The organism is Cupriavidus sp. P-10, assembly GCF_003402535.2.
GTDB lineage: Bacteria > Pseudomonadota > Gammaproteobacteria > Burkholderiales > Burkholderiaceae > Cupriavidus.
On record NZ_AP025171.1, the window covers coordinates 851,448 to 873,173 of the forward strand.

Below are 21,726 nucleotides of genomic sequence, written 5' to 3' on the forward strand. Positions count from 1 at the left end.
GTAAGCCGGCTCGCCCCATGCCCGACCGCAACCGGCTCAACGGAATGCTGCTGGCCGGCGCGCTGTGCCTGGGCGCGTGCGCGCGGGTGGGGCCGGACTTCCAGCCGCAGCGCGAGGCGTGGACGCCGTCATGGGACAGCCCCGCGCTGCAGGGTGCCACTGAGCAGCGCCCGGCGCCCGACATCCGGCAGTGGTGGCAGGTATTCGACGACCCGACGCTGGAGCGCCTGATCGCCGAGGCCGATGCCAACAACGCCGGCCTGCGCATCGCCGGCCTGCGCGTGATGGAAGCGCGCGCGCAGCTCGGCATCGCCCAGAGCGGCCGCTACCCGCAGTTGCAGCAGGTGAGCACCGACGTGCTCTATACCTCCAGCCGCCAGGCCGGCGGGCGCAACCCGCAGAACAACCGCTTCTGGCAGTTCAGCGCGGGTTTTGACATTGGCTGGGAGCTGGATTTCTGGGGGCGCTTCAGCCGCGCCATCGAGTCGGCCGATGCCGCGTATTTCGCGGCGCGCGCCAACCACGAGGATGTGCTGGTCCTGCTGCGCGCCCAGATGGCCGAAACCTATTTCGCGCTGCGCACGGCCGAGGCGCGGCTGCGCATCGCGCGCGACAATGCCCGGCTGCAGCAGCGCAGCTATGAAATCACCGAGCGCCTGTTCCGCAGCGGCGAGACCGACGAGCTCGACCTGCAGCAAGCCAAGACGCAGTACCTGGGCACGCTCAGCAGCATCCCCGAGTTCGAAGGCCAGATCCTGCGTACGCGCAATGCGCTGGCGGTGCTGGCGGGCCATCCGCCCGGCGCGCTGCCGGAGCTGCCCGACCTGGCGGAGCGGGAAGGGGCCTTGCCACTGATCGACCGCGCCGTGGTGCAGGACGTGCCCGCCAGCCTGCTGCTGCGCCGTCCCGATGTGCGCGCCGCAGAACTGCAGATCGCGGCACAGTCCGCGCTGATCGGCGTGGCAGAGGCCGATCTCTACCCGTCGGTGTCTCTGCTGGGCAGCATCGTATGGTCTGCCAGCACGCTGGCCGGCACGCCCAACGCGCTGGCGCTGGTTGGCGGGCCGAGCCTGCGCTGGAACGTGTTCGACTATGGCCGCATCCGCAACAACGTGCGGGTGCAGGATGCGCGCTTGCAGCAGCTGATCGTGGCCTACCAGGACGCGGTGCGGCAGGCCGCGCGCGAAGCGGACGATGCCGCCAGCAGCCTGCTCAAGTCGCTGGAGCGCGAGCAGATCCTGCGCGACGGCACCGTCGCCGCCAACCGCTCGCTGTCACTGGCCAATTCGCTCTACCGCGAGGGCTATTCCGACTTCCAGCGCGTGCTGGACGCGCAGCGTGCGCTGGCGGCCCAGCAGGACGCCTACGTGCTCAACCGCAGCAGCGCCGTCAGCAACCTGATCGCGCTGTACAAGGCGCTGGGCGGCGGGTGGCACAGCGAACTGCCGCTGGTCGATCCGGCCACGCGCCAGCAGATGCAGCAACGCACCAACTGGGGCGATCTGTTCGACGAAGCCGCGCGGCCGGCCGTGCCCGCCAGCGCCGGCGTTCCTGCGACACCACGGCAGGTATCCAACGCGGAGGCCCGATGAGCGACGCGCCGCAGCCCGCAGCAGTCCCGCCGCCGCCTCCGCCGCCAGCGGCGGCGCCGGCCGCCGATCCGGCAAAGAAAGGCATCCGCTGGGTGCTTGTGCTGATTGCCGTCAGCCTGGTGTGGTACCTGATGGCCGACCGGCTTACGCCGTACACCTCGCAGGCGCGCGTGCAGGCCTTCGTGGTGCCGGTGGCATCGGAGGTCTCGGGGCGCGTGACGCGCGTCCAGGTGCGCAACAACCAGGACGTGGCGGTTGGCACGGTGCTGTTCGAGGTCGACCCGCAGCACTACCGGATCGCCGTCGACCGCGCGCGCGCCGACCTGGAATCGACGCGCCGGCAGATCGGCGCCAGCACCGCCGGCATTGAATCGGCGCAGGCGGCGCTGCGCGCGGCGCGCGCCAACGAGGTCAAGGCGCGTCAGGACAGCGAACGCCTGGAGCGCCTGTACCGTGAGGACCAGGGCACGATCTCCCTGCGCCGGCTCGAGATCGCGCGCGCCAGCCTGGAAGCCGCCACCGCCCAGGTTGCCGCGGCGCGTGCCGAGGTGCAGCGTGCGCGCGAGCAGGAGGGCGGCAGCGCGGAAGACAACGCCAAGCTGCGCAGCGCCGCCACCGCGCTGGAGAAGGCCGAGCTGGACCTGGCCAATACCAGCGTGCGCGCGCGCTCGGCCGGGCTGGTCACCGACCTGCGCACCGAGACCGGCCAGTTTGCCGCCGCGGGCAATCCGGTCATGACGCTGATTACCATCCACGACGTGTGGATCAATGCGGAGATGACCGAGAACAACCTTGGCCACGTGGTGCCCGGCACGCCGGTGGCGATCGTGCTGGATTCGCTGCCAGGGCGGATCTTTACCGGGCGCGTTCGCAGCGTCGGCTACGGCATCAGTGTCGGCGGCCCCCCCACGCCGGCCGGCAGCCTGCCGACGGTGCAGAACAGCCGCGACTGGCTGCGCCCGGCCCAGCGTTTCCCGGTGACGGTGGAGTTCGATCCGGGGCAGCTGTCGTCGCTGCGCGGCGTGCGCGTGGGCGGGCAGGCCGAAGTGATGGCGTTCCCGACGGAGGGCAACCCGCTCAACCCGCTCGGCCGCGCCTTCCTGTACCTGATGAGCTGGCTGTCGTATGTCTACTGACGGCCCCGTGCCGGCACCGCTACCGTCACCGCCATCACCACCGCCGCTACCTTCGCCGCGCGCACGGCGCGCGCTGCGCCTGGCCAGCGGCACCGCGTTGTGCCTGGCGGCCAGCTTCGGCCTGGGCCTGCCGATCCCGATGCTCGCCCCCGTGCTGGCGGTGTTCCTGCTGGCCAGCATGAACCGTCCGCTGGCCCTCAAGGCCGGCGTGGGCCTGTCGCTGGTGGTGATGCTGACCACCGGCAGCGGCCTGCTGCTGATTCCCCTGCTGCGCCACTACCCGGCGAGCGGCGTGCTGCTGACCGGCCTGTGCCTGTTCCTGGCATTCCGCGATGGGCTGCGCGGCGGCAACAACCTGGTCTCGACCTTCCTGGTAGTCGGCCTGACCATGATCTCGTCGGCCGGCACCTTCGACTTCGGCCTGGCCGTGACGGTCATCGCCGCGCTGGTCAAGGGGCTGCTGCTGGCGGTGCTGGCGCTGGCGATCGGGCACTGGCTCTTTCCCGAGCCCGCGGGGACGCCGCCGGCGCCAGCGGCCAGCACGCTGCCGGACGACCTGGCGGCGTGGGTGGCGCTGCGCGCGGCGCTGGTGGTGATGCCCGCCTTCCTGCTCACGATGACCGATCCCACCGTCTACATGCCGATCATCATGAAGGCCGTCAGCCTGGGCCGGCAGAGCTGCACCACCTCCGCGCGCAACGCGGGCCGCGAACTGCTGGGCTCGACCCTGCTCGGCGGCCTGCTGGCGATCGCGTTCTGGGGCGCGCTCAGCCTGTTCGTGCACCTGTGGATGTATTTCCTGTGGATGCTGCTGTTCGCGCTGCTGGTGGCGCGCAAGCTCTACGGGCTCAGTCCCACGCGCCAGGCGCCCGGCTTCTGGCTCAATACGCTGGTGACGCTGGTCATCCTGCTGGGGCAATCGGTGCAGGACAGCGCGGCCGGCAAGGACGTCTATACCGCCTTTGTCGTGCGCATGGGGCTGTTTATCGGCGTCACGCTGTACGCCTGGCTGATGATCGAACTGCTGGACCAGCCGCGCGCGGTGCGCCGGGCAGCACGCTGATACGGACGACGCCTGCTATCCCAGCGCCAGCCCGCCATGCGCCAGCAACTGGCGGAAGACCGCCAGCTGGGTGTCACCGGTCTCGGCCAGCCGGTGGCAAACGTGGACGTGCGCATCCATGTCGCTGTGGCCGCGCAGCGCGTCCTTGCACTCGCGCTCGGAAATCTCCAGGTGTACCCCGGTCAGGATGGCGCGCCCGTAGCCGACGCGCGCGGCCACGATGGCGGGCGGGGTGCTGGCCATGCCCGTGTAGACCGCCAGCACCTGCGTACCGGGGCCGGGCTCGCCCCCGAAATCGAACAGGCAGCCGCCGTGGTAATGCGTGTAGAGCGAGACCGGCGCCGGTGTCAGGTGGTCGGTGGTGCGGATCTCCACGGCGGCGGCGGTGCGCGGCGTGCCGTCGTACAGGCGTCCGCCGGTGAGGTCCGGCAACGAGCCGACCGCCACCGCGTCGACAAAGCGCAACTCGCGCGCGCCGCAGATCGCACCGGACGTGCCGGCGTGAAAGGCAAGTTCGCGGCACGCGTAGTAGGCGCCGGCGCAGATGCCGAGGTAGACGCCACCCCTCTCGACGAAGCTGCGGATGCGTGCGTTGGGTGCGCCATTGAGCGCCGCGCAGTAGGGCAGGTCGGCACCGCCGGGCATCACGAACATCACCGCGTCGTCGAACAGCGTGCGGTCATGGCGGATATCGTCGGCCATGACCGCGCGGATTTCATAGGCGCCGGCCTGCAACTGGTGGCCGATGGTGCGCATCAGGCAGGCGGTCCAGTCGGAGGCGCCGGCGTCGACATAGGTCAGGATCTGGGGCTTGGACATGCTGGTCGTGGCGATTGGTTCGGGGTGGCACAGGCAACGCGTGCCCCTGGCCAGATTTCTACCTTAGTTTGCGCGCTGGCGCAGTACCGGCTTTCCTGGGTGCCGCCCGCGCCGCCATGGTTTCACCGACGGCTTCGCGTACGCATTCCGCCAGCAGCGCCGCCGCGCGCGTCTGGCCGGTACCCGCCTGCGCGATCACCAGCGGCTGGCGCACAGTTTCCTCCAGGATCGGCTTTTCCACGACGCTGGCTGACTGGCCGGACGCCGGCGCCTGCGTGATCAGCAGCGCCGAACCAAGCCCGTTCGCCACCATGCTGCGCGCCAGCTCCAGCGACGTGGCGCGGTAGCGCACCTCCGGCTGCAGGCCGAATTGCCAGAACGGCGCCATCAGGAATTCGCGGCTGTGCGGCAGGTCGATCAGGATCAGCGGCTCGCGCGCCAGCGCGTGCAGCGAGATCGCCGCCTTGCCGCGGGCCAGCTTCGAGCCGGCCGGCACCAGCCCATAGGGCCGCAGTTCCGCCAGCACTTCGCGGCCGATCTCGGCAGGCAGGCCCACGTCATAGGTCAGGGCCAGTTCGATCTGGCCGCCGTGCAGCCAGTCTTCGAGCTGGGCCAGGTCGCCTTCGACAAAACGCACCGCCAGCCTGGGATAGCGCTCGCGCGCCACGCGCAGCACCGCCGGCAGGTAGGCCGGCGCCAACGTGCGGAAGACGCCGATGCGCACTTCGCCGGCGTCGCCGTCGCCACGCTTGTCAATCTCGAATGCCGTCGCCGCGCCCAGGATCTGGCGCGCTTCCGCGAGTTTGCGCGCGCCGAAGCGCGTCAGGGCCAGCTTCGTGCCGGCGTCGCGTGCGAACAGGGCTTCGTCGAACAAGCCTTCCAGCTCGCGGATGGCAACCGAGATGGAGGGCTGCGAGACGTTCAGCAGCCGCGCCGCTGCGGTGGTGCTGCCGGTTTCCGCCGTGGCGGCGAAGTAGCGCAGCAGGCGCAACGAGACGCGCGCGGGAGAGGTTGGCGAAGGCATTAGAAAAGCCTATAGGTGCTACTAGAAATCAATATTTTACTTGATAGCCTGCGCTGCGCAGAATCGGCTGACTGGAACCCGTTGCCGGGCCCCGCAAGCCCTGGAGGAACAAGACAATGACCCACCTGTCCGATTTGCCGCTGGCCGGCCTCCGCGTGATCGATTTCTCGCGCGTGCTCGCCGGCCCCTATTGCACCGCGCTGCTCGGCGACCTCGGCGCCGAAGTGATCAAGGTCGAGCCGCCCGGTGGCGACGACTATCGCGCGGTCGGCCCCTTCGCCGACGGCAAGAGCGGCCTCTTCTCCGCGATGAACCGCAACAAGCAGAGCATCGTGATCGACCTGAAGACGGAGGACGGCCTGGCCGTCGCCCGTGCGCTGTGCCGCGGTGCCGACGTGGTGGTGGAGAACTTCCGTCCCGGCGTCGCGGACAAGCTCGGCATCGGCTACGCCGCGCTGCGCGAACTGAACCCGTCGCTGGTCTACGCCAGTGTGTCGGGCTTCGGCCAGACCGGCCCGGAATCGCACCGGCCGGCCTACGACATCATCCTGCAGGCGATGTGCGGGCTGATGGATGCCACCGGCGCGCCCGACGGCGCGCCGACCATGCTTGGCGAAGCCGTGTCCGACGCGGTCAGCGGCCTGTTTGCCTCGTGGGGCGTGCTGGCCGCGCTGCTGGCGCGCGAGAAGACCGGGCGCGGCACGCATGTCGATGTGTCGATGTTCGACGCCACGCTGAGCCTCAGCGCCACGCTGGTCGCGCGCTACGCGGCCACCGGGCTGGCACCGCGGCGCGTGGGCAACCGCCATCCGTCGTCCGCACCGTTCGGCGCCTACCGCGCCGCGGATGGCTTCTACGTGGTGGCGGTGCTGAACAACAAGCTGTTCCAGGCGCTTGCCGACGCCATTGGCCAGCCGGCGATGGCGCAGGATCCGCGCTTTGCCGATGACGAGACGCGATGCCGCTTCGAGTCCGACCTGCGCGCCATGCTGGAAGGCTGGTCGGCCACGCGCACCGTGGCGGAGGTAAACGCGGCGCTGGGCGCAGCGGGCATCCCGGTCGCGCCGATCCGCAATGTCAGGGAAGCGCTGGAAAGCGAGCACGCCGCGCATCGGCGCCTGTTGACCGAGGTGCCCGACACGGACGGCGGCACGGTGCGCCTGCCGTCGCAGCCGGTCAAGTTTTCCGCGTACGGCGCCAACCGCGTGACGCCCGCGCCGGCACTGGGCCAGCACACCGAGGCCATCCTGGCCGTGCACGATTTCAATAAGGAGAAGCAACATGCATAAGCGAATGGGCGTCGAAGCGGAAGACCTGGAGATTGCCGATGCGATCGGCCGCTTTGCGCAGAGCGAGCTGGCGCCGAACGCCGCCGAAGTGGACCGCGCCGAAACCTCCACCACGCGTTACGTGCCGCAGCTTGCCGAGCTTGGCCTGATGGGCATGAACCTGCCGGAACGCTGGGGCGGCACCGAGACCTCGCCGGTTGCGCTGATCCTGTCATTGGTCGAAGTCGCGAAGGCCTGCGCGTCGACCTCGTCGATGATCGGCGCGCACTACCTGGCCACCGACTCCATCCTGATCGGCGGCGACGACAGCCTGCGCGAACGCTACCTGCCCGCCGCCGCCGCCGGCCGCAAGCTGGGCGCGTTCGCGCTGACCGAGCCGCGCGCCGGCTCCAACCCCGCCGACATGGCCACGCGCGCCACGCCCGAGGGCGACGGCTACCGCCTGCGCGGCGTCAAGCATTTCATCTCCAATGCCGACGCCGCCGACTTTATCGTCGTCTACGCCAAGACCGATCCCGCCGCCGGCACGCGCGGCATCAGCGCTTTCGTGGTGGATCGGCACAGCGCCGGCGTGGAGGTCGCGCCCGCCGAGAAACTGATGGGCATCCGCGGCGCGCCGGCGCACGAGGTGGCGCTGGACTGCTTCGTCCCGGCCGCCAACCGGCTGGGCCCGGAAGGCAGCGGCTTCCGCACCGCGATGAAAGTGCTCGACAACAGCCGCCTCGACGTCGCCGCCACCAGCCTCGGCATTGCCGAAGCCGCGCTGGCGTGCGCGGTCGACTGGGCCCGGCAGCGCCAGGTCGGCGGCGAGCCGCTGGCGCGCAAGCAGGGCCTGCAGTGGATGTTTGCCGACATGCGCACGCGTCTGGAAGCGGCCTGGCTGCTGACGCTGCAGGCCGCGGTGCGACGCCGCGACGGCGAGCCCTTTACCGAGCAGGCATCGATGGCCAAGCTCTACGCCTCGGAAACGGTCGCCTTTGTGACCGATACCGCATTGCAGATCCATGGCGGCTACGGCTTCACCCGCGAGATGCCGCTGGAGCGGCTGGTGCGCGACGCGCGCATCCTGCGCATCTACGAGGGTTCTTCGGAAATCCAGCGCACCGTGATTGCGCGCGCGGTGCTGGCGTAGGGCAGGCGCAGCAAGACGCCCAGGCCACGCCCAGGCCACGCCCAGGCCACGCCCAGGCCACGCCCAAGCCACGCCCAGGCCGCATCCGGCGATCTCGCCCATTCAGGAAAACGACAAGGGCGCAGCTGCCCGCCGCTGGCTATAGTCTGCGGGGGCCGCGCGCCGCTTGCGCAATCAATGCAATCAATGCAATTGATGCGCAACTGGCATGAATGCATGCGCGTCCCGACTCAATCCGAAGGACCGGACCAGGCAGGGCGGCGGACGGCCCTGCAAAAGGGGGAGGCATGGACGTCGAACTGCAGCGCGCCATATTGAACAACATCCCGGACCAGGCCTGGCTGAAAGACGCCAGCTCGCGCTACGTGCTGGTCAACGATGCCTTCATGGCCGCATGCGGACGCACCGAGGCCGAGATCCTGGGCAGCACGCCGGACCAGGTCTGGTCGGCGGAATGGGGCCAGGTCTACCTCGATACCGACAAGTCGGTGGTCGACAGCGGCGTGCGCCGCCGCTACGAGGAAAGCCGGCATGGCAAGGACGGCAGCGTGCGCTGGTTCGACACCATCAAGATGCCGATCCGCAACCCGCGCGGCGAGGTCATCGGCACGGTGGGGATCTCGCGCGATATCACTGACCGCAAGCGCTCGGAGCAGGAGCTGCTGGCTTCGCGCGCGCAGCTGCGCGAGCTGTCCGCGCACCTGCAATCCGTGCGCGAGGCCGAACGCACCCGTATCTCGCGCGAGCTGCACGATGAGCTGGGCCAGTCGCTGACCGCCTTGCGCCTGGGCCTCAGCTTCATCGAGGCACAGCAGGGGCCGGCTGCCGACGATGCGTACCGCAGGCACGTGCAGATGCTCAAGGAGATCGCGGACTCGACGGTGGACGCGGTGCAGCGCATTGCGGCGGACCTGCGCCCGCCGGTGCTGGACGAACTGGGGCTGGCCTCGGCGATCGACTGGCTGGTCGAGTCGGTGTCCGAGCGCAGCGGCATTGCCGGCGAAACCGCGCTTGAGCCGGTAGCGGACCTCAGTGCGGAAGTCAGCACCGCGGTCTTCCGGATCGCCCAGGAAGCCCTGACCAATGCCTGCCGCCATGGCCAGGCCGATCGCGTGCGTGTTGAGCTGGGCGAGGCGGACGGCATGCTGCGGCTGGTGGTTGCCGACAACGGCTGCGGCATCGATACCTCCGTCACCGGCCGCCGCCGCAGCCTGGGCTTGCTCGGCATGCGCGAGCGCGCGCTAATGCTGGGGGGCAAGCTGATGGTGACCAGCGAAAAGGGCTGCGGCACGCGGATCGAGGCGCTGATTCCGCGCGACAGCGTTGCCGGGGCTACCGGCGCTACCGGCGCTACCGGGGCTACCGGAGGAGACACCAGATGATCCGCATCCTGCTGGCCGATGACCACACCATCATCCGCGACGGGCTGAAGAAGATCCTGTCCACCGTGCCGGACATGCAGGTGGTGGCCGAGGCCGCCGACGGCAACGAACTGCTCGCGCTGCTGCGCGCCGAACTGCCGGACGTGCTGCTGCTGGATATGTCGATGCCGGGCCGCAGCGGCATCGTGCTGATCCAGCAGCTGCAGGCCAGCTATCCCACGCTGCCCGTGCTGGTGCTGAGCATGTACCGCGAGTCGCAGTACGCGGTGCAGGCGATCCGCGCCGGCGCTGCCGGGTATCTCACCAAGAATGTCGAATCGGACCAGCTGATCGGCGCCATCCGCAAGGTGGCGCGCGGCGGCACCGCGGTGTCGGCCGCGATTGCGGACAAGCTGATCGGGCAGGCGCGGCAGCCGCTGGCAGCCTTGCCGCATGCGCGGCTGACGGCGCGCGAACTGCAGGTGTTCCAGATGCTGGCCGAAGGGCAGGGCATCAATGAGATCGCACTGACGCTGTCGCTCAGCGGCAAGACGGTCAGTACGCACAAGGCCAATATCCTGGCCAAGCTGGAACTCTCCTCCACCGCCGGGCTGGTGCACTACGCCATCCGGCACGGGTTGCTGGCGGAAGCGGGAGAGCTCGGGGAGGCCAGCCACACCCCATAGCATGCTGCGGCGCAGCTAGGCCGATCCTTAGGTCGAATTCAGCCGATCCTGATGCAGCCGGCGCGCGCCGGCACCTACGCTTCAGGTCACGGGGCAGCGGCTCCGACAGAACCACAAGACCCGAGGAGACACGCCATGCAGCTGGACCTGCTGATCCGGGACGCGTGCGTCCGCGACGACGCGCCCCTGACCGATATCGCCATCCGCGACGGGCGCATTGCCGCCATCGAACCCGGCATCGACGCGCCGGCGCACGAAGTGATCGAAGCCGGCGGCCGCGCCGCCATCCCGGGCCTGGTGGAACCGCACCTCCACCTGGACAAGGCGCTGCTGCATCGCCGGCTGCCCGCCCGGCTGGGCACGCTGGACGAGGCCATCCGCGTCACCGGCATCCTGAAAAGCAAGCAGCAGCGGCACGACGTGCTGGACCGCTCGCGCCAGGTGCTGGACATGGCGGTCCGGCACGGCACCGTCGCGATCCGCGCCCATCCCGACGTCGACCTGATCCAGGGGCTGATCGGGGTGGAGACGCTGCTGGAGCTCAAGGCGGAATACCACGACCTGCTCGACCTGCAGATCGTGGCCTTCCCGCAGGAGGGCATCCTGAAGTCGCAGGGTACGCGCGAGCTGATGATCGAGGCCATGGACATGGGCGCGGACGTGGTCGGCGGCTGCCCGTACAACGAGCTCAGCTGGGCCGACACCGTGCGTCATATCGACATGGTGTTCGAGCTGGCGTAACGCTATGACGCGCCGGTCGACATGCATGCGGACTTTGCCGACGACACCGCCGACCAGCGCTTTGCCGCGGTCGACTACATCGCGCGCAAGACCATCGAATGCGGCTACCAGGGCCGCGTCTCGCTGGGCCATGTGACCAGCCTGGGCGCGCTCGACATGGCGCAGCTGGAGCCGCTGGTGGCGCAGCTGCGCGAGGCCGGCATCAGCATCGTGACCCTGCCCGCGACCGACCTGTACCTGGGCGGGCGCAAGGACGCGCAGAACCAGCGCCGCGGGCTGACCCCGGTGAAGGCCCTGCATCACGGCGGGGTCAACGTGGCGTATTCGTCCAACAACATCCGCAATGCCTTCACGCCGTTCGGCAAGGCCGACATGCTGCAGATCGGCAACATGCTCGCGCACGTGGCGCAGCTTGGCGTGCCGGAGCACCAGCTCGCGGTGCTCGGCATGGGCACGCACAACGCCGCGCGCGCGATCGGGCTGCAGGACAGCTATGGCCTGGAAGTGGGTCGGCAGGCCGATATCGTGATCCTCGACACCTTCAGGGTGGCGGACGCGCTGATCGACATTCCGCCGCGCCTGTGGGTGGTCAAGCGCGGGCGGATCACGGTGGTGACGCAGCACCGCTGCGACATCCGCCGGCACCAATGCTGCGCGCACTGAACCGCCCCCATACCTTTCAAGTTTTCCAGGAGACGATCATGAAGAAGCTGCCCGCCGAAGTCGTGGCCTCGCTGCTGGCCATCACCACCGTGCCCATTGCCGCGCATGCCTCGCACCTGCCCCCGTGGGCCATCTTTATCAGCTGGGCCGCGACCTTTGCCATGGGCGGGCCCACGCCGGAGAACCTGAAGAAGCTCTGGCCGACCTTGCCGGTGGGATCGCTGTTCGCGTTCGTGATCGTGCTGTGCTTCAGGCAGGCCGCCGAGCAGTTCTCGGGGCCGGCGCTGATCGCGGCGGAGATGGTGATCCTGTTCATGCTCAACGCCAGCATGATGTTCCTGGCGCGCGTCTTTTACACGCTGCGTTTTATTCCCGGGATGTTCTTCGGCTTTGCCTCGTACTTCGCCACGCTGTTCGGCGGCTTCGGGCCCACGCCGGGCGATCCCGTCGCCGCGCTCGGCGCCGTCATCGCCATGAATGCAATGGGGCCGGCCTATGCGTGGATCAAGGCGCGCTACTCGGCGCCGGAAAGCCTGGTCGAGCGCCCATGGCCGGCGCACAAGCGCGAGGCCTGAGCCGCCATCACATCGTCATCATCATCGCGGCTGCCCGCGCGGCGCGGCGCAGCCAGTCTTCCCGGGGGAGTGGGCATGGAACATACGATTGAAGTCGATCCCTGCGGCGGCACTTCGCGCAGGGCATTCCTGGCAGGCTCGGCGGCGCTGGCGGGCAGCACGATCCTCGCGCCAGCAGGCGCCGAGGCGGCGCAGGACGTCGCCCCCGCGGCGCGCACCAGTCTCGCGCATTCGGATGCAGGCATGGTCACCAGCCCGCACGGGCTCGCCAGCCAGGCGGGGCTGGAAGTGCTGAAGGCAGGCGGCAATGCGATCGAGGCCGCGATTGCGATCGGCGCCGTGCTGGGCGTGACCTATCCGCATTTCACGGGGCTTGGCGGCGATGCCTTCCTGGTGATCAGCGACCGCGACGGCAATGTGCGCTCGTTCTCCGGGATCGGGCAGGCCGCTGCAGAATCGCCTGGCTACAGCGGCGCCATCCCGTTGCGAGGGCCGGGATCTGCGCTGACCGCGGCCGCGACGGTCGCGATCTGGGACCGTGCCTTTGCCTTCAGCAAGAGCCAGTGGAGCGGTACCCAGTCGTGGTCGGCACTGCTGGCGCGCGCCACCGAGTACGCGGCCAACGGCTTCCCGGTCACGCCGTCGCAATGCTTCTGGCAGGAGTTCCGCGCCGCGGACCTGCCGGCCTGGAGTGGCTTCGGCCGCGTGTTTGCCCCCGACGGGCGCATGCCGAAGCCGGGCCAAATGTTCCGCCAGCCCGAGTTGGCGCGCACGCTGGACCGGCTGGCGTCGCAGGGCGGGCGGGAGTTCTATGAGGGCGATATCGCCGGCCGGCTTGCGGCAGGGCTGGCGCAGGCCGGCTCGCCGTTGCGCGCCAACGACCTGGCGCGCTGCCAGGCACGCGAGGAAGTGCCGCTGCGCGTTGCCTACCGTGGCGGCGAACTGCTGGGCCTGCGTCCGCCCACGCAGGGCGTGACGACGCTGGAGATCATGGGGATCCTCGACCGCTTCGACCTGTCGGCCGTGCCCGAGGGCAGTGCGGACTACTATCACCTGCTGGTCGAATCCGTGAAGCTGGCGTTTCTCGATCGCAATCGCTACGTTGCCGATCCCGATTTTGTCGACGTACCGGTGGATCGGCTGCTGTCGCGCCGGCACCTGGATGCGCAGGCGCAACGCATCCGCATGGCACGGGCCATGCCGTGGCCGCATGTCTACCAGCCCGGCGACACGGTGTATATCGGCGCGGCCGACCGCGAGGGCCGCTGCGTCAGCATGCTGCAAACGGTGTATTTCGACTGGGGCAGCGGCGTGGTGGTGGGCGACACGGGCGTGCTCTGGCATAACCGCGGCGCGTCGTTCAGCCTCGATCCCGCCAGCCCCAACGTGCTGCAGGGCGGCAAGCGGCCCTTCCATACGCTGAACCCGGGCATCTACCTGAAGAACGGCCGGCCGCGGCTGCTTTACGGCACGCAGGGCGCCGACGGACAGCCGCAGACGCTGGCGGCGGTGCTCACGCGCATGATCGACTACGACATGGATCCTCTGACCGCGCTTGGCCGGCCGCGCTTCCTGCTGGGCAAGACTTTCTCGGACAGCCGCGACAGCCTCAAGCTCGAACAGGACGCCGGCCGGCAGGTGTTCAGTGAACTGGCGGCGCGCGGCCACCAGCTGAGCCCGATCCCGGCGCAGAGCCAGCTGGCCGGGCATCCGGGCGCGATCCGGATCGGTCCGAAGGGGCAGCTTGCCGGCGCGCACGACCCGCGCAGCGACGGCCGCGCGCTGGGGCTGTAGCCGGCGCGCGGCTAGCCGCGCCCGCGCAACGGCTTCAGCAAGTGGGACAGGCCGTTGTGGTCAAGCTCGTGCATCAGCGCCAGCAGCCCGCCAATCTCCCCTGGCGGGAAGCCTTCGCGGGCGAACCAGTTAAGGTAGTTGCCCGGCAGGTCGGCGATCACCGTGCCCTTGTGCTTGCCGTAGGGCATGGTGACGCTGACGAGCCGCTTCAGTGCATCGGAATCGAACGGAGTCATGGTGGCGTCAAATCGGCAGGGCGCTACGCTACCACAGCTTGCGCCCGCCGTTGACGCGCGGGGACTGGCGTCAGGCGCCGTCGAGGAAGGAGCTGCGCTGGCCCAGGCGGGTGCCGAGCGCATCGGGGGCCAGGCTCATGCTGGCGGGGTCGACGGCGCCGGCCGGCGCGGCTGCCTGCATCGGATCGACCGGGGCAGGCGCCATGCCCGGTTGCGCGGGCTGGCCTGCCGGTGCGTACGGGCTGGCTGCGCCCGGGGCTTGCGCGACCTGTGCGGACGGCGCGGTGGCCGGCATGGCTTGCATCGGCTGCGCGGACAGCGCCGGCGGGGTGGCTTGCATCGGTTGCGTGGCTGGCATCGGCTGGGCCGGTTGAAGGGGCTGGGCCTGCTGTGCGAACAGCGGGTAAGACGCGACCATCGCGCCAGCCATCAACAGGGATTTCGCCAGATGTTGCTTCATGCGTGTACCTCCAAAATTGCCTTCAGGCATGGGAAGGGCCACTTTAGCGCCGAGCCACCTGACATTCTGTTTGTTTTTGCAACGGTGATTTACCAGCCTTGCCAAGCCCGCGTGAGCGGGTTAATTACGCGCGCGATGCCAGCGCCACCGCTTCCACCTCCACCTTGAGCCCAAAGTGCAGCGGGCCGGTGGGCACCACCGCGCGCGCCGGCCGCGCTGCGCCCGCCCACGCGGCGTAGATCGCGTTGAAGACAGGCCAGTTGTCGATGCTGTCGACATAGACGCGCACCTGCACCAGCGCACCGATGCTGCTGCCGCCTGCTACCAGCGCGGCTTCGACGTTGGCCAGCACTTGCATGGCCTGCTCGGCGAATGGCGCGTCGGCCAGCTTGCGGCCGTCCGGCGTGATCGGCAGTTGCCCCGAGATGAAGACCATGCCGTTGGCGACGGTGGCGTGGCTGTAGTGTCCGCCCGGGGTGGCCAGGGTGTCCGGGGAGATCGTCCGGATCGTGCAGATCGTGCGGTCGCTTGTGTCGGGGTTACCAGCCATGCAGTCGGCTCCATTCGGTGGTCTCGCCGTCGGCGGCGAGCGCGTGGTACGTGGGGAACTGCGCACCGGTGGCGCAGGCGTGGTTGGGCAGGATACGCAGCAGCGTGCCGATCGGGAAGCGCGCGGCGATATCGCGGTCAGGCTCGCCCTCGCGCGACAGGATGCCGTGTTCCTGGTTGGCGCCGCTGAGCACATAGCCGTCGATGGCCGCGCCGTCGAGCGCGCACACCTGGCCGTAGCCGAAATCGCGCTTCTGCTTCTGCGTGCCGCGGTCGCGGCTCATCGCCATCCAGCCCGCGTCGACGATGGCCCAGCCCTTGTCCGGCTGGTGCCCGATCACTGTGGTCAGCACGCTCAGCGCGACGTCGCCGGTGGCGCATACGCCAACGTTGTGCATGACCAGGTCGAAGAAGACGTAGACGCCCGCGCGCACTTCGGTCACGCCCTCCAGGCCTTGCGCGGACAGCGCGGTGGGCGTCGAGCCCACGCTGACCACAGCGCACGGCAGGCCCGCCCCGCGCAGGCGCTGCGCCGCATGCACGCAGCCGGCGCGTTCCTGCTCGGCCATTGCCGCGAGTGCCTCGGGCGTGTCCAGGTCGTAGCTGGAGCCGGCGTGCGTCATCACGCCGCCCAGGCGCGCGCCGCCTTCATGCAGCACGGTGCCGACTTCGAGCAACGCCGGCTCGTCCGGGCGGATGCCCGAGCGGTGGCCGTCGGTATCGATCTCGATCCAGACCTCGAACGCTTCGCCATGCGCGGCGCCGAACGCCACGATGGCGCGTGCGGACTCTACGCTGTCGGTGACGATCCTGAGGTCGCAGCCCTGGCGCCGCAGCGCCAGCGCCTGCGGCAGCTTGCTGGCCACCATGCCAACGCCGTAGAGGATGTCGCTGATGCCGTGGGCAAAGAAATGCGCGGCCTCCTTCAGCGTCGAGACGGTGATGCCGCTGGCGCCCGCATCGATCTGCGCGCGCACGACCGGCGTGCATTTGCTGGTCTTGGCATGGGGGCGGAAGCGCACGCCGAGTGCATCCATGCGCGCCTGCATGCGGTCGATATTGCGCTGCATGCGCACGATGTCGATCACTGCCGCTGGCGTTTCAAGTTGCGCCAGCGGGGTATGGGAAAGGGTCATGTTTTTTCACGGGTGGTTCTGTCAATGGCTGGAGTGGCATGGTTTCCCCAAGTGTAGGAAGCAAACGGTAGCCCGTGGTTAAATGGCGGAACATCAATCGTTAAGCTGAAGTGAATGATCCAGATCGAGGACTTGCGCCTGGTCGATGCGCTCGCGCAGTCGCCGTCGCTGAGCGCGGCCGCGCGTTCGCTCAATGTGACGCCGCCCGCGCTGTCGGCACGGCTGCGCAAGCTGGAGGCCACGCTGGGGCTGGCGCTGGCCACCCGCACCGCCAGGCGGCTGAGCCTGACGCCCGAGGGCGAGCGCTTTGCCCGTGAGGGCACGGCGCTGCTGGCGCAGCTGGAGGCGTTGCCGGAATCGTTCCGGCGCGAGGACAGCCGGCTCACGGGCACGCTGCGCATCGCCGCGCCGTTCGGCTACGGGCGGCACCACGTGGCGCCGCTGCTGGCGCGCTTTGCCGAGCGCCACCCGGGCCTGCGGCTGCAGCTGGACCTGCGCGAGACGCCGTGGCCTGACCGCCATGATTCCGATGCCGTGATCCACGTCGGCGCGGTGCGCGACTCGTCGTGGATCGCGCGCACGCTCGCGCCCAATGCGCGCTGGCTGTGCGCGAGCCCCGGCTACCTGCGCCAGCACGGCACGCCCGCCGAGCCGCGCGACCTGCTCGACCATGCCTGCATCTGCATCCGCGAGAACGATGAGGACGTGACGCTATGGCGCTTCCGCCGGCCAGCCACGCGCGCCGCCAGGCGCCCGCCCGCGCGCGAAACCGTGCGCGTGGTGCCGGCCTATACCAGCAACGACGGCAGCGTCGCGCGCCAGTGGGCGGAACAGGGGCTCGGGCTGGTGCTGCGCTCGGAATGGGATACGGCCGATGCCATCGCGCGCGGCGCGCTGGTGCGGGTGCTGGCCGACTGGGAGTGCGACAGCGCCCCGGTGACCTTGCTGGTGCCCACGCGGCGCGGGCGTACGGCGCGCGTGCAGGCGCTGATGCAGTTCCTGGAGGAGGCGCTGGGCAGCGGACGCGGCAGGGCCGACGGCAAGGGCCGCCGCTAGCGCAGCGAAAGCGCCGGCGCGGTTACACGTTGCTACGTGCCTAACGTTCTGCCAACACCTGCGGCCGCGGGGCGCCGCTACATTGCCGGCCAGGAGGACATCACCATGCGAACAATCCTGGCCGCCTGCGCTCTCGCGGGCGTCGCAGTCATGGGTCCGGGCACCGCCCAGGCCCGCGTCAACGTTGATATCGGCATCGGCGTTCCGGGCTATGCCGTGGCGCCGCCCCCGGTCTACTACGAGCCGGCGCCGGTCTATGTGGCACCACCCCAGCCGGTGGTCGTGGCGCCGGCCTACTACGACGACGGGCATGCCCGCGCCTGGCGCGAACAGCAATGGCGGGAGCGCAAGTGGCGCGAGCGCGAGTGGCGTGAACAGAGGCGGCGCGAGCGGGAATGGCGCCGCTGGCACGATGGCTACGACGATTGAGTGATGCCCGCGGCCTATGGCGCCTGAGCGTCTACGTTCGCTGTCGCTTTCCGTGCGAACCGGATGAAGCGCGGGTTCCGGCCGCCTTGACCCGGGTCAAGGCCCAATCGGTCTTGCCGCCTAGACTGGAAGCAAACAAGACCGAAGCGAGGGCATCATGGCCTACGACAGCATCCTGGTCCACCTGGACGGCAATCCACAGTCCTGCCGCCGCCTGCACCTTGCCGGCCGCCTTGCCAGCGCCGCCGGCTGCCCGCTGATCGGCCTGCTGGCCGGGCGCGTGCCCGACCCCGGCTGGTCCTACCGCACGGGCAATGCCCAGCGCTGCCTGGCCGAAGACCAGGAGCGCCGCCGGCTGCAGCGCGAAAACATGCACTGCGCCTTCGAGGCAGCCACCCGCGAACTGGGGGTCGTGGCCGATTGGCGTGCCGTCGATCGCGACCCCGTCACGCTGGCGCTGCGCGAAGCGCGCGAGGCCGGGCTGATCGTGTCGGGCCAGTACGATGGCGACAATATCGAAGGCCCGGTCGCGCGGCAGTTGCTGGAAGCGCTACTGCTGGAATCCGGCCGGCCCACGCTGGTGGTCCCGTGCGCCGGCGAATTCAGCACCGTCGGCACGCGCGTGCTGCTGGCCTGGAATGGCAGCCGCGAGGCCGCGCGTGCCCTGCATGACGCGCTGCCCCTGCTGGCTGGCGCGCAAGTCCGCGTGCTCGGCGCCCATACCGCTGCCAAGGAGTTGCGCGCCGATGCCACGCCAGTCAGCCACGCGGTGCAGGTGCTGGAACGGCAAGGCGCCTCGGTCGAGGTCGAGCACGGCCCCGGCGGCGCCGACCTGACCATCGGCGAGCTGATCCTGTCGCGCGCCGCGGACTTTGGCGCCGACCTGATCGTGATGGGCGCCTACGGCCATGGCCGGCTGCGTGAGCTTGTGCTTGGCGGCGTGACCCGCGTGCTGCTGCAGTCGATGACCGTGCCGGTGCTGTTCTCGCACTGAAGCCCGCGCCGCCGCAACCTTCTTGCCGTCTTACTTCAGCTGCGAGGCAAATTCCTCCAGCTGCGTGATGCAGGTATTCCAGCCCTCATGGAAGCCCAGTTCTTCATGCTGCTTGCGCGTGGCCTCGTCCGGATGCATCACGCGCGCGGTGTAGCGCGTGCCGTCGCCTTCGTCTTCCATGGTGATGACCGCGGTCATCGACAGCCATGGCGTGGCCGGGCGATAGCCCGCGACCAGTGCCGAGGTGGAGACGATGCGCTCCATCGGCACCACCTCCAGGAAGCAGCCGGGATTGTCGCTGGTGCCACCGTCGGGGCCTTGCATGAAGGTATGGAAGGCGCCGCCGGGGCGCAAGTCGAAGGCGCGCACCTCGGTGGTCCAGGGCTTGGGGCACCACCATTGCCTGAGCAGTTCCGGATCGCTCCACGCGCGCCAGACCTTGGCGCGCGGGGCCTTGAGCAGGCGCGAGATGACCAGGTCCCGGGTGGCTTCAGGGCTTGTGTTGGGGCTTGCGTTGTTTCCGTTCGGCATCAGACAGTTCCTCCTGGTGAAGCGCTTCGACAAAGGCGGCGAGGCGGTCGGTGCGGGCCTCCCAAAGCGCATGTTGATCGGCCAGCCATTGCTGCGCCTCGGACAGCGGCTGCGGCACCAGCTCGCAGGTGCGCACGCGCCCCGTCTTGCGCGAGCGGATCAAACCGCTGCGCTCCAGCACCTGCAGGTGCTTCAGGAACGAGGGCAGTGCCATCGCGAACGGGGCTGCCAGCGCCGAGACCGTTTCCGGACCGCCTCCGAGCATGGTGACGACGGCGCGGCGGGTGGGATCCGCCAGCGCGTAGAAGACGTCGGACAGCTCGGGAACGGCAGATAAGGCGGATTGGGCGGACTGGGCGGACTGGGCGGACTGGTCGGCGTAATGGTTAGCCATGTGGCTAAGTATAGGAATGCCGTCGCGTCTGGCAAGGCAAAAAGGCAAACGCCCCGGCGACGGCCGGGGCGCGATTTGCAGGGCGCGTGTTATTGCTGGCGCACGTAGGCCGCCAACGCGCGTACTTCGTCGGGCTTCAGGCTGGCAAACGGCGGCATCGGCACCGCGCCCCACTTGCCGCTGCTGCCGCCGCGGATGCTGGTTTCGAGCTTCGCCTGGGCCTGCGCATCGTTCTTGTAGCGCACGGCGACCTCATGGTAGGCCGGTCCCACCACCTTCTGCGTCACGCTGTGGCAGCTCAGGCAGGCATTCTTTGCCAGCAGCCCCTGCAGGTCGACGCTGGCCGCGGCGGCGCTGGGGGCAGGGGCGGCGGCCGGTTTGCCGGCCTTCTGCGCGATCGCCACGATCTCGGGATCCCTGGCCTTGGCCGAGCCATACGCCACGGCAAGGTAGGCGCCGAGCTGCTCGACCTCGGCATCGTCGATCGGCGCGCCGTAGGCCTGCTGCATCTTCTTCATCTCGGCGGTCCATTGCGCCAGGCTCAGGCCGGGCGGCTGGTAGGAGACGTAGTCGGCCGAATGGCAGATCGCGCATTTCTGCATGGCGATGCCGTAGCCCGGCAGCTTGGCGGGTTTGAGCTTGATGTTCTCCGCCGGCAGCTTGATGTCCTGCGGCGCGGCGCAGGCACTGCCGGCACCGAGCAAGGCGAGCGCCAGCAGCGCGGGGGCGATGGTTGCTTTCATGGCGCGTTCCTCAGGCGATGGTGACCGGCGTGGCTTCGATGACATTGCGGCGATAGCCGGCGGGGTTCCAGCTGGCCTTGGCCGGTTGGGTCTCGCCGTTGTTGCTGGTGGCGCGCACCATCAGCACCGCGGGGCCTTTGCGAGCGAACTTCACCGGCAACTGCCACGCGCGGAACGAGAAGCGGCCCAGGTCCTCCCCGAGCGTTGCGGCCTGCCAGTTCTGCCCGCCATCGACCGAAACCTCGACGGTGCGGATGCCGGCGCCGCCGTCGAAGGCGATGCCCTTCAGCGCCACGGTGCGGTCGGCCGGCAGCCTGGCGCCGCTTTCGACGCTGGTGATAAAGCTGCGCACGGCCAGCGTCGAGATCGGCCGCGTCCTGGCGGGCGGCGTGCCGGGGGCCACGCACTGGCAGTCGTTGTCCGGCACGCGGTAGCCCTTGGTCATGAAGAACGCGTCATGGCCCTCGAACGGGTGGTCGAGCACTTCGATCTCGGACAGGTGCTTGATCCAGTAGGTACCGAAATATCCCGGCACCACCAGCTTGAGCGGATAGCCGTTAAGCAGCGGCAGGTCTTCGCCGTTCATGCCCCAGGCCAGCAGCGGTTCGCCGTTCATCGCGTGCGCGATATCGAGCGACTTGCGGAAATCCGGCGTGCTCGGCAGCACCGGCGTATCCATGCCGTTGAAGGTCACGACCTTGGCCCCGGCCTTGACGCCCGCATGCTCCAGCACCTTGCGCAGCGGCACGCCGGTCCAGCGCGCATTGCCCATCGCGCCGTTGGCGAGCTGCGCGCCGAACACGCGCGGCTCGGCAAAGCCGCGGCTGTTGCCCGAGCACTGGTTTACCGCGACCACCTCGACCGGGTCGGCCAGCTTCTTGAGTTCATCCAGCGACAGCCGCAACGGCTTGCCGACGTGGCCGCCCACGCTCAGCCGGTACGTGTTCAGGTCCACCGACAGCGGGATATTGGCCAGGTGATAGCGCACGAAGAAGGCGTCGTTTGCCGTGATCGGCCCTTCGTTGAACGTGGAGAAGGGCGTTTCCAGGTGCGGCGGGCGGGTGCTGACGCGCACCAGCGGGCGCTTGCCGGGATAGCGCACCAGCGGGCGCGGGCCGTCGGCGAGCGTGACGCCGTCGGTCGCCTTTGCGGCAAGGGCGCCAAGCGGCGAGGCGACCAGCGCCAGCCCGCCTACATGGCGGACGAAGCGGCGGCGCGCGGGGGCGTAGTGGGGATTGCGGTGGGGGTTGCTGTCGGGGGCGACGGCAGGCTCGGCGGGATGGGTCTTGTCTCGCATGGGGGCTTCCTCCTTGGCGCTCGCGG

At 69.4% G+C, this 21,726-nt stretch carries 24 protein-coding genes; 14 read left to right on the plus strand and 10 right to left on the minus strand.

Going from position 1 to position 21,726, the window contains the following annotated elements; all coding sequences use genetic code 11:
* Positions 1-17: 17 nt before the first annotated feature.
* The 3 genes from CTP10_RS20970 to CTP10_RS20980 are packed head-to-tail and all read left to right on the plus strand — an operon-like array spanning position 18 to position 3,791.
* Positions 18-1,592: an efflux transporter outer membrane subunit gene (locus CTP10_RS20970; RefSeq protein ID WP_116319711.1), complete on the plus strand. Its 1,575-nt coding sequence runs from the start codon at positions 18-20 to the stop codon at positions 1,590-1,592.
* Positions 1,589-2,728 carry an HlyD family secretion protein gene (locus CTP10_RS20975; RefSeq protein WP_116319710.1) on the plus strand — a complete coding sequence of 380 codons (1,140 nt, stop codon included), beginning with the start codon at positions 1,589-1,591 and terminating at the stop codon, positions 2,726-2,728. The genes CTP10_RS20970 and CTP10_RS20975 overlap by 4 nt, the downstream gene beginning before the upstream one ends.
* Complete coding sequence (locus CTP10_RS20980) at positions 2,718-3,791, plus strand: DUF2955 domain-containing protein (RefSeq protein WP_116319709.1); 1,074 nt, start codon at positions 2,718-2,720, stop codon at positions 3,789-3,791. Before CTP10_RS20975 ends, CTP10_RS20980 begins: the two co-directional genes overlap by 11 nt.
* A 15-nt stretch (positions 3,792-3,806) precedes the next feature.
* Here the strand turns inward: CTP10_RS20980 and CTP10_RS20985 are convergent, their stop codons facing one another.
* Both CTP10_RS20985 and CTP10_RS20990 read right to left on the minus strand, forming a co-directional pair.
* Positions 3,807-4,610 carry a BPL-N domain-containing protein gene (locus CTP10_RS20985; protein ID WP_116319708.1) on the minus strand — a complete coding sequence of 268 codons (804 nt, stop codon included), beginning with the start codon at positions 4,608-4,610 and terminating at the stop codon, positions 3,807-3,809.
* Between the two features lie 58 nt (positions 4,611-4,668).
* A complete protein-coding gene (locus CTP10_RS20990) occupies positions 4,669-5,634 on the minus strand; it encodes a LysR substrate-binding domain-containing protein (RefSeq protein ID WP_116319707.1) in 966 nt (321 codons plus the stop codon).
* Positions 5,635-5,750: 116 nt separating this feature from the next.
* Between CTP10_RS20990 and CTP10_RS20995 the strand changes: the two genes are divergently transcribed.
* From CTP10_RS20995 to ggt, 8 genes are all read left to right on the plus strand, one after another.
* Complete coding sequence (locus tag CTP10_RS20995; protein WP_116319706.1) at positions 5,751-6,923, plus strand: CaiB/BaiF CoA transferase family protein; 1,173 nt, start codon at positions 5,751-5,753, stop codon at positions 6,921-6,923.
* Entirely contained in the window at positions 6,916-8,055 is a 1,140-nt protein-coding gene (locus tag CTP10_RS21000) for an acyl-CoA dehydrogenase family protein (protein WP_116319705.1), read from the plus strand. The genes CTP10_RS20995 and CTP10_RS21000 overlap by 8 nt, the downstream gene beginning before the upstream one ends.
* A 287-nt stretch (positions 8,056-8,342) precedes the next feature.
* Entirely contained in the window at positions 8,343-9,437 is a 1,095-nt protein-coding gene (locus CTP10_RS21005; protein ID WP_116319704.1) for a PAS domain-containing sensor histidine kinase, read from the plus strand.
* On the plus strand, positions 9,434-10,102 hold the full coding sequence (locus CTP10_RS21010) for a response regulator (RefSeq protein ID WP_116319703.1): 669 nt from the start codon (positions 9,434-9,436) through the stop codon (positions 10,100-10,102). Before CTP10_RS21005 ends, CTP10_RS21010 begins: the two co-directional genes overlap by 4 nt.
* 135 nt (positions 10,103-10,237) lie before the next feature.
* Positions 10,238-10,843, plus strand: a complete 606-nt coding sequence (locus tag CTP10_RS21015; protein WP_233528127.1) for a hypothetical protein — start codon at positions 10,238-10,240, stop codon at positions 10,841-10,843.
* Between the two features lie 21 nt (positions 10,844-10,864).
* Entirely contained in the window at positions 10,865-11,506 is a 642-nt protein-coding gene (locus CTP10_RS21020) for an amidohydrolase family protein (protein ID WP_233528126.1), read from the plus strand.
* Positions 11,507-11,544: 38 nt separating this feature from the next.
* Positions 11,545-12,081, plus strand: coding sequence for a DUF1097 domain-containing protein (locus CTP10_RS21025; protein ID WP_116319702.1), 537 nt, complete (start codon positions 11,545-11,547; stop codon positions 12,079-12,081).
* A 75-nt stretch (positions 12,082-12,156) separates the two neighbouring features.
* On the plus strand, positions 12,157-13,875 hold the full coding sequence (ggt, locus tag CTP10_RS21030; protein WP_116319701.1) for a gamma-glutamyltransferase: 1,719 nt from the start codon (positions 12,157-12,159) through the stop codon (positions 13,873-13,875).
* An 11-nt stretch (positions 13,876-13,886) separates the two neighbouring features.
* Here ggt and CTP10_RS21035 read toward each other — a convergent pair whose 3' ends face one another.
* From CTP10_RS21035 to CTP10_RS21050, 4 genes are all read right to left on the minus strand, one after another.
* Complete coding sequence (locus CTP10_RS21035) at positions 13,887-14,111, minus strand: DUF3820 family protein (protein ID WP_063240740.1); 225 nt, start codon at positions 14,109-14,111, stop codon at positions 13,887-13,889.
* Positions 14,112-14,181: 70 nt separating this feature from the next.
* A complete protein-coding gene (locus CTP10_RS21040) occupies positions 14,182-14,571 on the minus strand; it encodes a hypothetical protein (protein ID WP_116319700.1) in 390 nt (129 codons plus the stop codon).
* A gap of 124 nt (positions 14,572-14,695) precedes the next feature.
* A complete protein-coding gene (locus CTP10_RS21045) occupies positions 14,696-15,121 on the minus strand; it encodes a RidA family protein (RefSeq protein ID WP_116319699.1) in 426 nt (141 codons plus the stop codon).
* Positions 15,111-16,256, minus strand: a complete 1,146-nt coding sequence (locus CTP10_RS21050; RefSeq protein ID WP_116319698.1) for a DSD1 family PLP-dependent enzyme — start codon at positions 16,254-16,256, stop codon at positions 15,111-15,113. Before CTP10_RS21050 ends, CTP10_RS21045 begins: the two co-directional genes overlap by 11 nt.
* 114 nt (positions 16,257-16,370) lie before the next feature.
* Here CTP10_RS21050 and CTP10_RS21055 point away from each other — a divergent pair, with 114 nt between their 5' ends.
* From CTP10_RS21055 to CTP10_RS21065, 3 genes are all read left to right on the plus strand, one after another.
* Positions 16,371-17,312 (plus strand): LysR family transcriptional regulator, encoded by a 942-nt coding sequence (locus tag CTP10_RS21055; RefSeq protein WP_116319697.1) that lies wholly within the window; start codon positions 16,371-16,373, stop codon positions 17,310-17,312.
* Positions 17,313-17,417: 105 nt separating this feature from the next.
* Positions 17,418-17,741 carry a hypothetical protein gene (locus CTP10_RS21060; RefSeq protein WP_116319696.1) on the plus strand — a complete coding sequence of 108 codons (324 nt, stop codon included), beginning with the start codon at positions 17,418-17,420 and terminating at the stop codon, positions 17,739-17,741.
* Between the two features lie 157 nt (positions 17,742-17,898).
* Positions 17,899-18,735: a universal stress protein gene (locus CTP10_RS21065; protein WP_116319695.1), complete on the plus strand. Its 837-nt coding sequence runs from the start codon at positions 17,899-17,901 to the stop codon at positions 18,733-18,735.
* Between the two features lie 30 nt (positions 18,736-18,765).
* On the opposite strand, the gene CTP10_RS21070 is transcribed toward CTP10_RS21065, so the two are convergent.
* The 4 genes from CTP10_RS21070 to sorA form a co-directional block, all read right to left on the minus strand.
* On the minus strand, positions 18,766-19,266 hold the full coding sequence (locus CTP10_RS21070) for an SRPBCC family protein (RefSeq protein ID WP_116319694.1): 501 nt from the start codon (positions 19,264-19,266) through the stop codon (positions 18,766-18,768).
* Positions 19,226-19,660, minus strand: a complete 435-nt coding sequence (locus CTP10_RS21075) for an ArsR/SmtB family transcription factor (protein WP_116319693.1) — start codon at positions 19,658-19,660, stop codon at positions 19,226-19,228. Before CTP10_RS21075 ends, CTP10_RS21070 begins: the two co-directional genes overlap by 41 nt.
* Positions 19,661-19,749: 89 nt before the next feature.
* A complete protein-coding gene (gene sorB / locus CTP10_RS21080; protein WP_116319692.1) occupies positions 19,750-20,403 on the minus strand; it encodes a SorB family sulfite dehydrogenase c-type cytochrome subunit in 654 nt (217 codons plus the stop codon).
* A 10-nt stretch (positions 20,404-20,413) separates the two neighbouring features.
* The gene (gene sorA, locus CTP10_RS21085; RefSeq protein WP_116319691.1) at positions 20,414-21,700 is read right to left on the minus strand and encodes a SorA family sulfite dehydrogenase catalytic subunit; all 1,287 of its coding nucleotides are present in this window, start codon (positions 21,698-21,700) and stop codon (positions 20,414-20,416) included.
* Positions 21,701-21,726: the final 26 nt, after the last annotated feature.

Coding starts and splice junctions, on each gene's coding strand:
- CTP10_RS20970 (WP_116319711.1), top strand. CDS start 18: ATGCCCGACCGCAACCGGCTCAACGGAATGCTGCTGGCCGGCGCGCTG.
- CTP10_RS20975 (WP_116319710.1), top strand. CDS start 1,589: ATGAGCGACGCGCCGCAGCCCGCAGCAGTCCCGCCGCCGCCTCCGCCG.
- CTP10_RS20980 (WP_116319709.1), top strand. CDS start 2,718: ATGTCTACTGACGGCCCCGTGCCGGCACCGCTACCGTCACCGCCATCA.
- CTP10_RS20985 (WP_116319708.1), bottom strand. CDS start 4,610: ATGTCCAAGCCCCAGATCCTGACCTATGTCGACGCCGGCGCCTCCGAC.
- CTP10_RS20990 (WP_116319707.1), bottom strand. CDS start 5,634: ATGCCTTCGCCAACCTCTCCCGCGCGCGTCTCGTTGCGCCTGCTGCGC.
- CTP10_RS20995 (WP_116319706.1), top strand. CDS start 5,751: ATGACCCACCTGTCCGATTTGCCGCTGGCCGGCCTCCGCGTGATCGAT.
- CTP10_RS21000 (WP_116319705.1), top strand. CDS start 6,916: ATGCATAAGCGAATGGGCGTCGAAGCGGAAGACCTGGAGATTGCCGAT.
- CTP10_RS21005 (WP_116319704.1), top strand. CDS start 8,343: ATGGACGTCGAACTGCAGCGCGCCATATTGAACAACATCCCGGACCAG.
- CTP10_RS21010 (WP_116319703.1), top strand. CDS start 9,434: ATGATCCGCATCCTGCTGGCCGATGACCACACCATCATCCGCGACGGG.
- CTP10_RS21015 (WP_233528127.1), top strand. CDS start 10,238: ATGCAGCTGGACCTGCTGATCCGGGACGCGTGCGTCCGCGACGACGCG.
- CTP10_RS21020 (WP_233528126.1), top strand. CDS start 10,865: ATGCATGCGGACTTTGCCGACGACACCGCCGACCAGCGCTTTGCCGCG.
- CTP10_RS21025 (WP_116319702.1), top strand. CDS start 11,545: ATGAAGAAGCTGCCCGCCGAAGTCGTGGCCTCGCTGCTGGCCATCACC.
- ggt (WP_116319701.1), top strand. CDS start 12,157: ATGGAACATACGATTGAAGTCGATCCCTGCGGCGGCACTTCGCGCAGG.
- CTP10_RS21035 (WP_063240740.1), bottom strand. CDS start 14,111: ATGACTCCGTTCGATTCCGATGCACTGAAGCGGCTCGTCAGCGTCACC.
- CTP10_RS21040 (WP_116319700.1), bottom strand. CDS start 14,571: ATGAAGCAACATCTGGCGAAATCCCTGTTGATGGCTGGCGCGATGGTC.
- CTP10_RS21045 (WP_116319699.1), bottom strand. CDS start 15,121: ATGGCTGGTAACCCCGACACAAGCGACCGCACGATCTGCACGATCCGG.
- CTP10_RS21050 (WP_116319698.1), bottom strand. CDS start 16,256: ATGACCCTTTCCCATACCCCGCTGGCGCAACTTGAAACGCCAGCGGCA.
- CTP10_RS21055 (WP_116319697.1), top strand. CDS start 16,371: ATGATCCAGATCGAGGACTTGCGCCTGGTCGATGCGCTCGCGCAGTCG.
- CTP10_RS21060 (WP_116319696.1), top strand. CDS start 17,418: ATGCGAACAATCCTGGCCGCCTGCGCTCTCGCGGGCGTCGCAGTCATG.
- CTP10_RS21065 (WP_116319695.1), top strand. CDS start 17,899: ATGGCCTACGACAGCATCCTGGTCCACCTGGACGGCAATCCACAGTCC.
- CTP10_RS21070 (WP_116319694.1), bottom strand. CDS start 19,266: ATGCCGAACGGAAACAACGCAAGCCCCAACACAAGCCCTGAAGCCACC.
- CTP10_RS21075 (WP_116319693.1), bottom strand. CDS start 19,660: ATGGCTAACCATTACGCCGACCAGTCCGCCCAGTCCGCCCAGTCCGCC.
- sorB (WP_116319692.1), bottom strand. CDS start 20,403: ATGAAAGCAACCATCGCCCCCGCGCTGCTGGCGCTCGCCTTGCTCGGT.
- sorA (WP_116319691.1), bottom strand. CDS start 21,700: ATGCGAGACAAGACCCATCCCGCCGAGCCTGCCGTCGCCCCCGACAGC.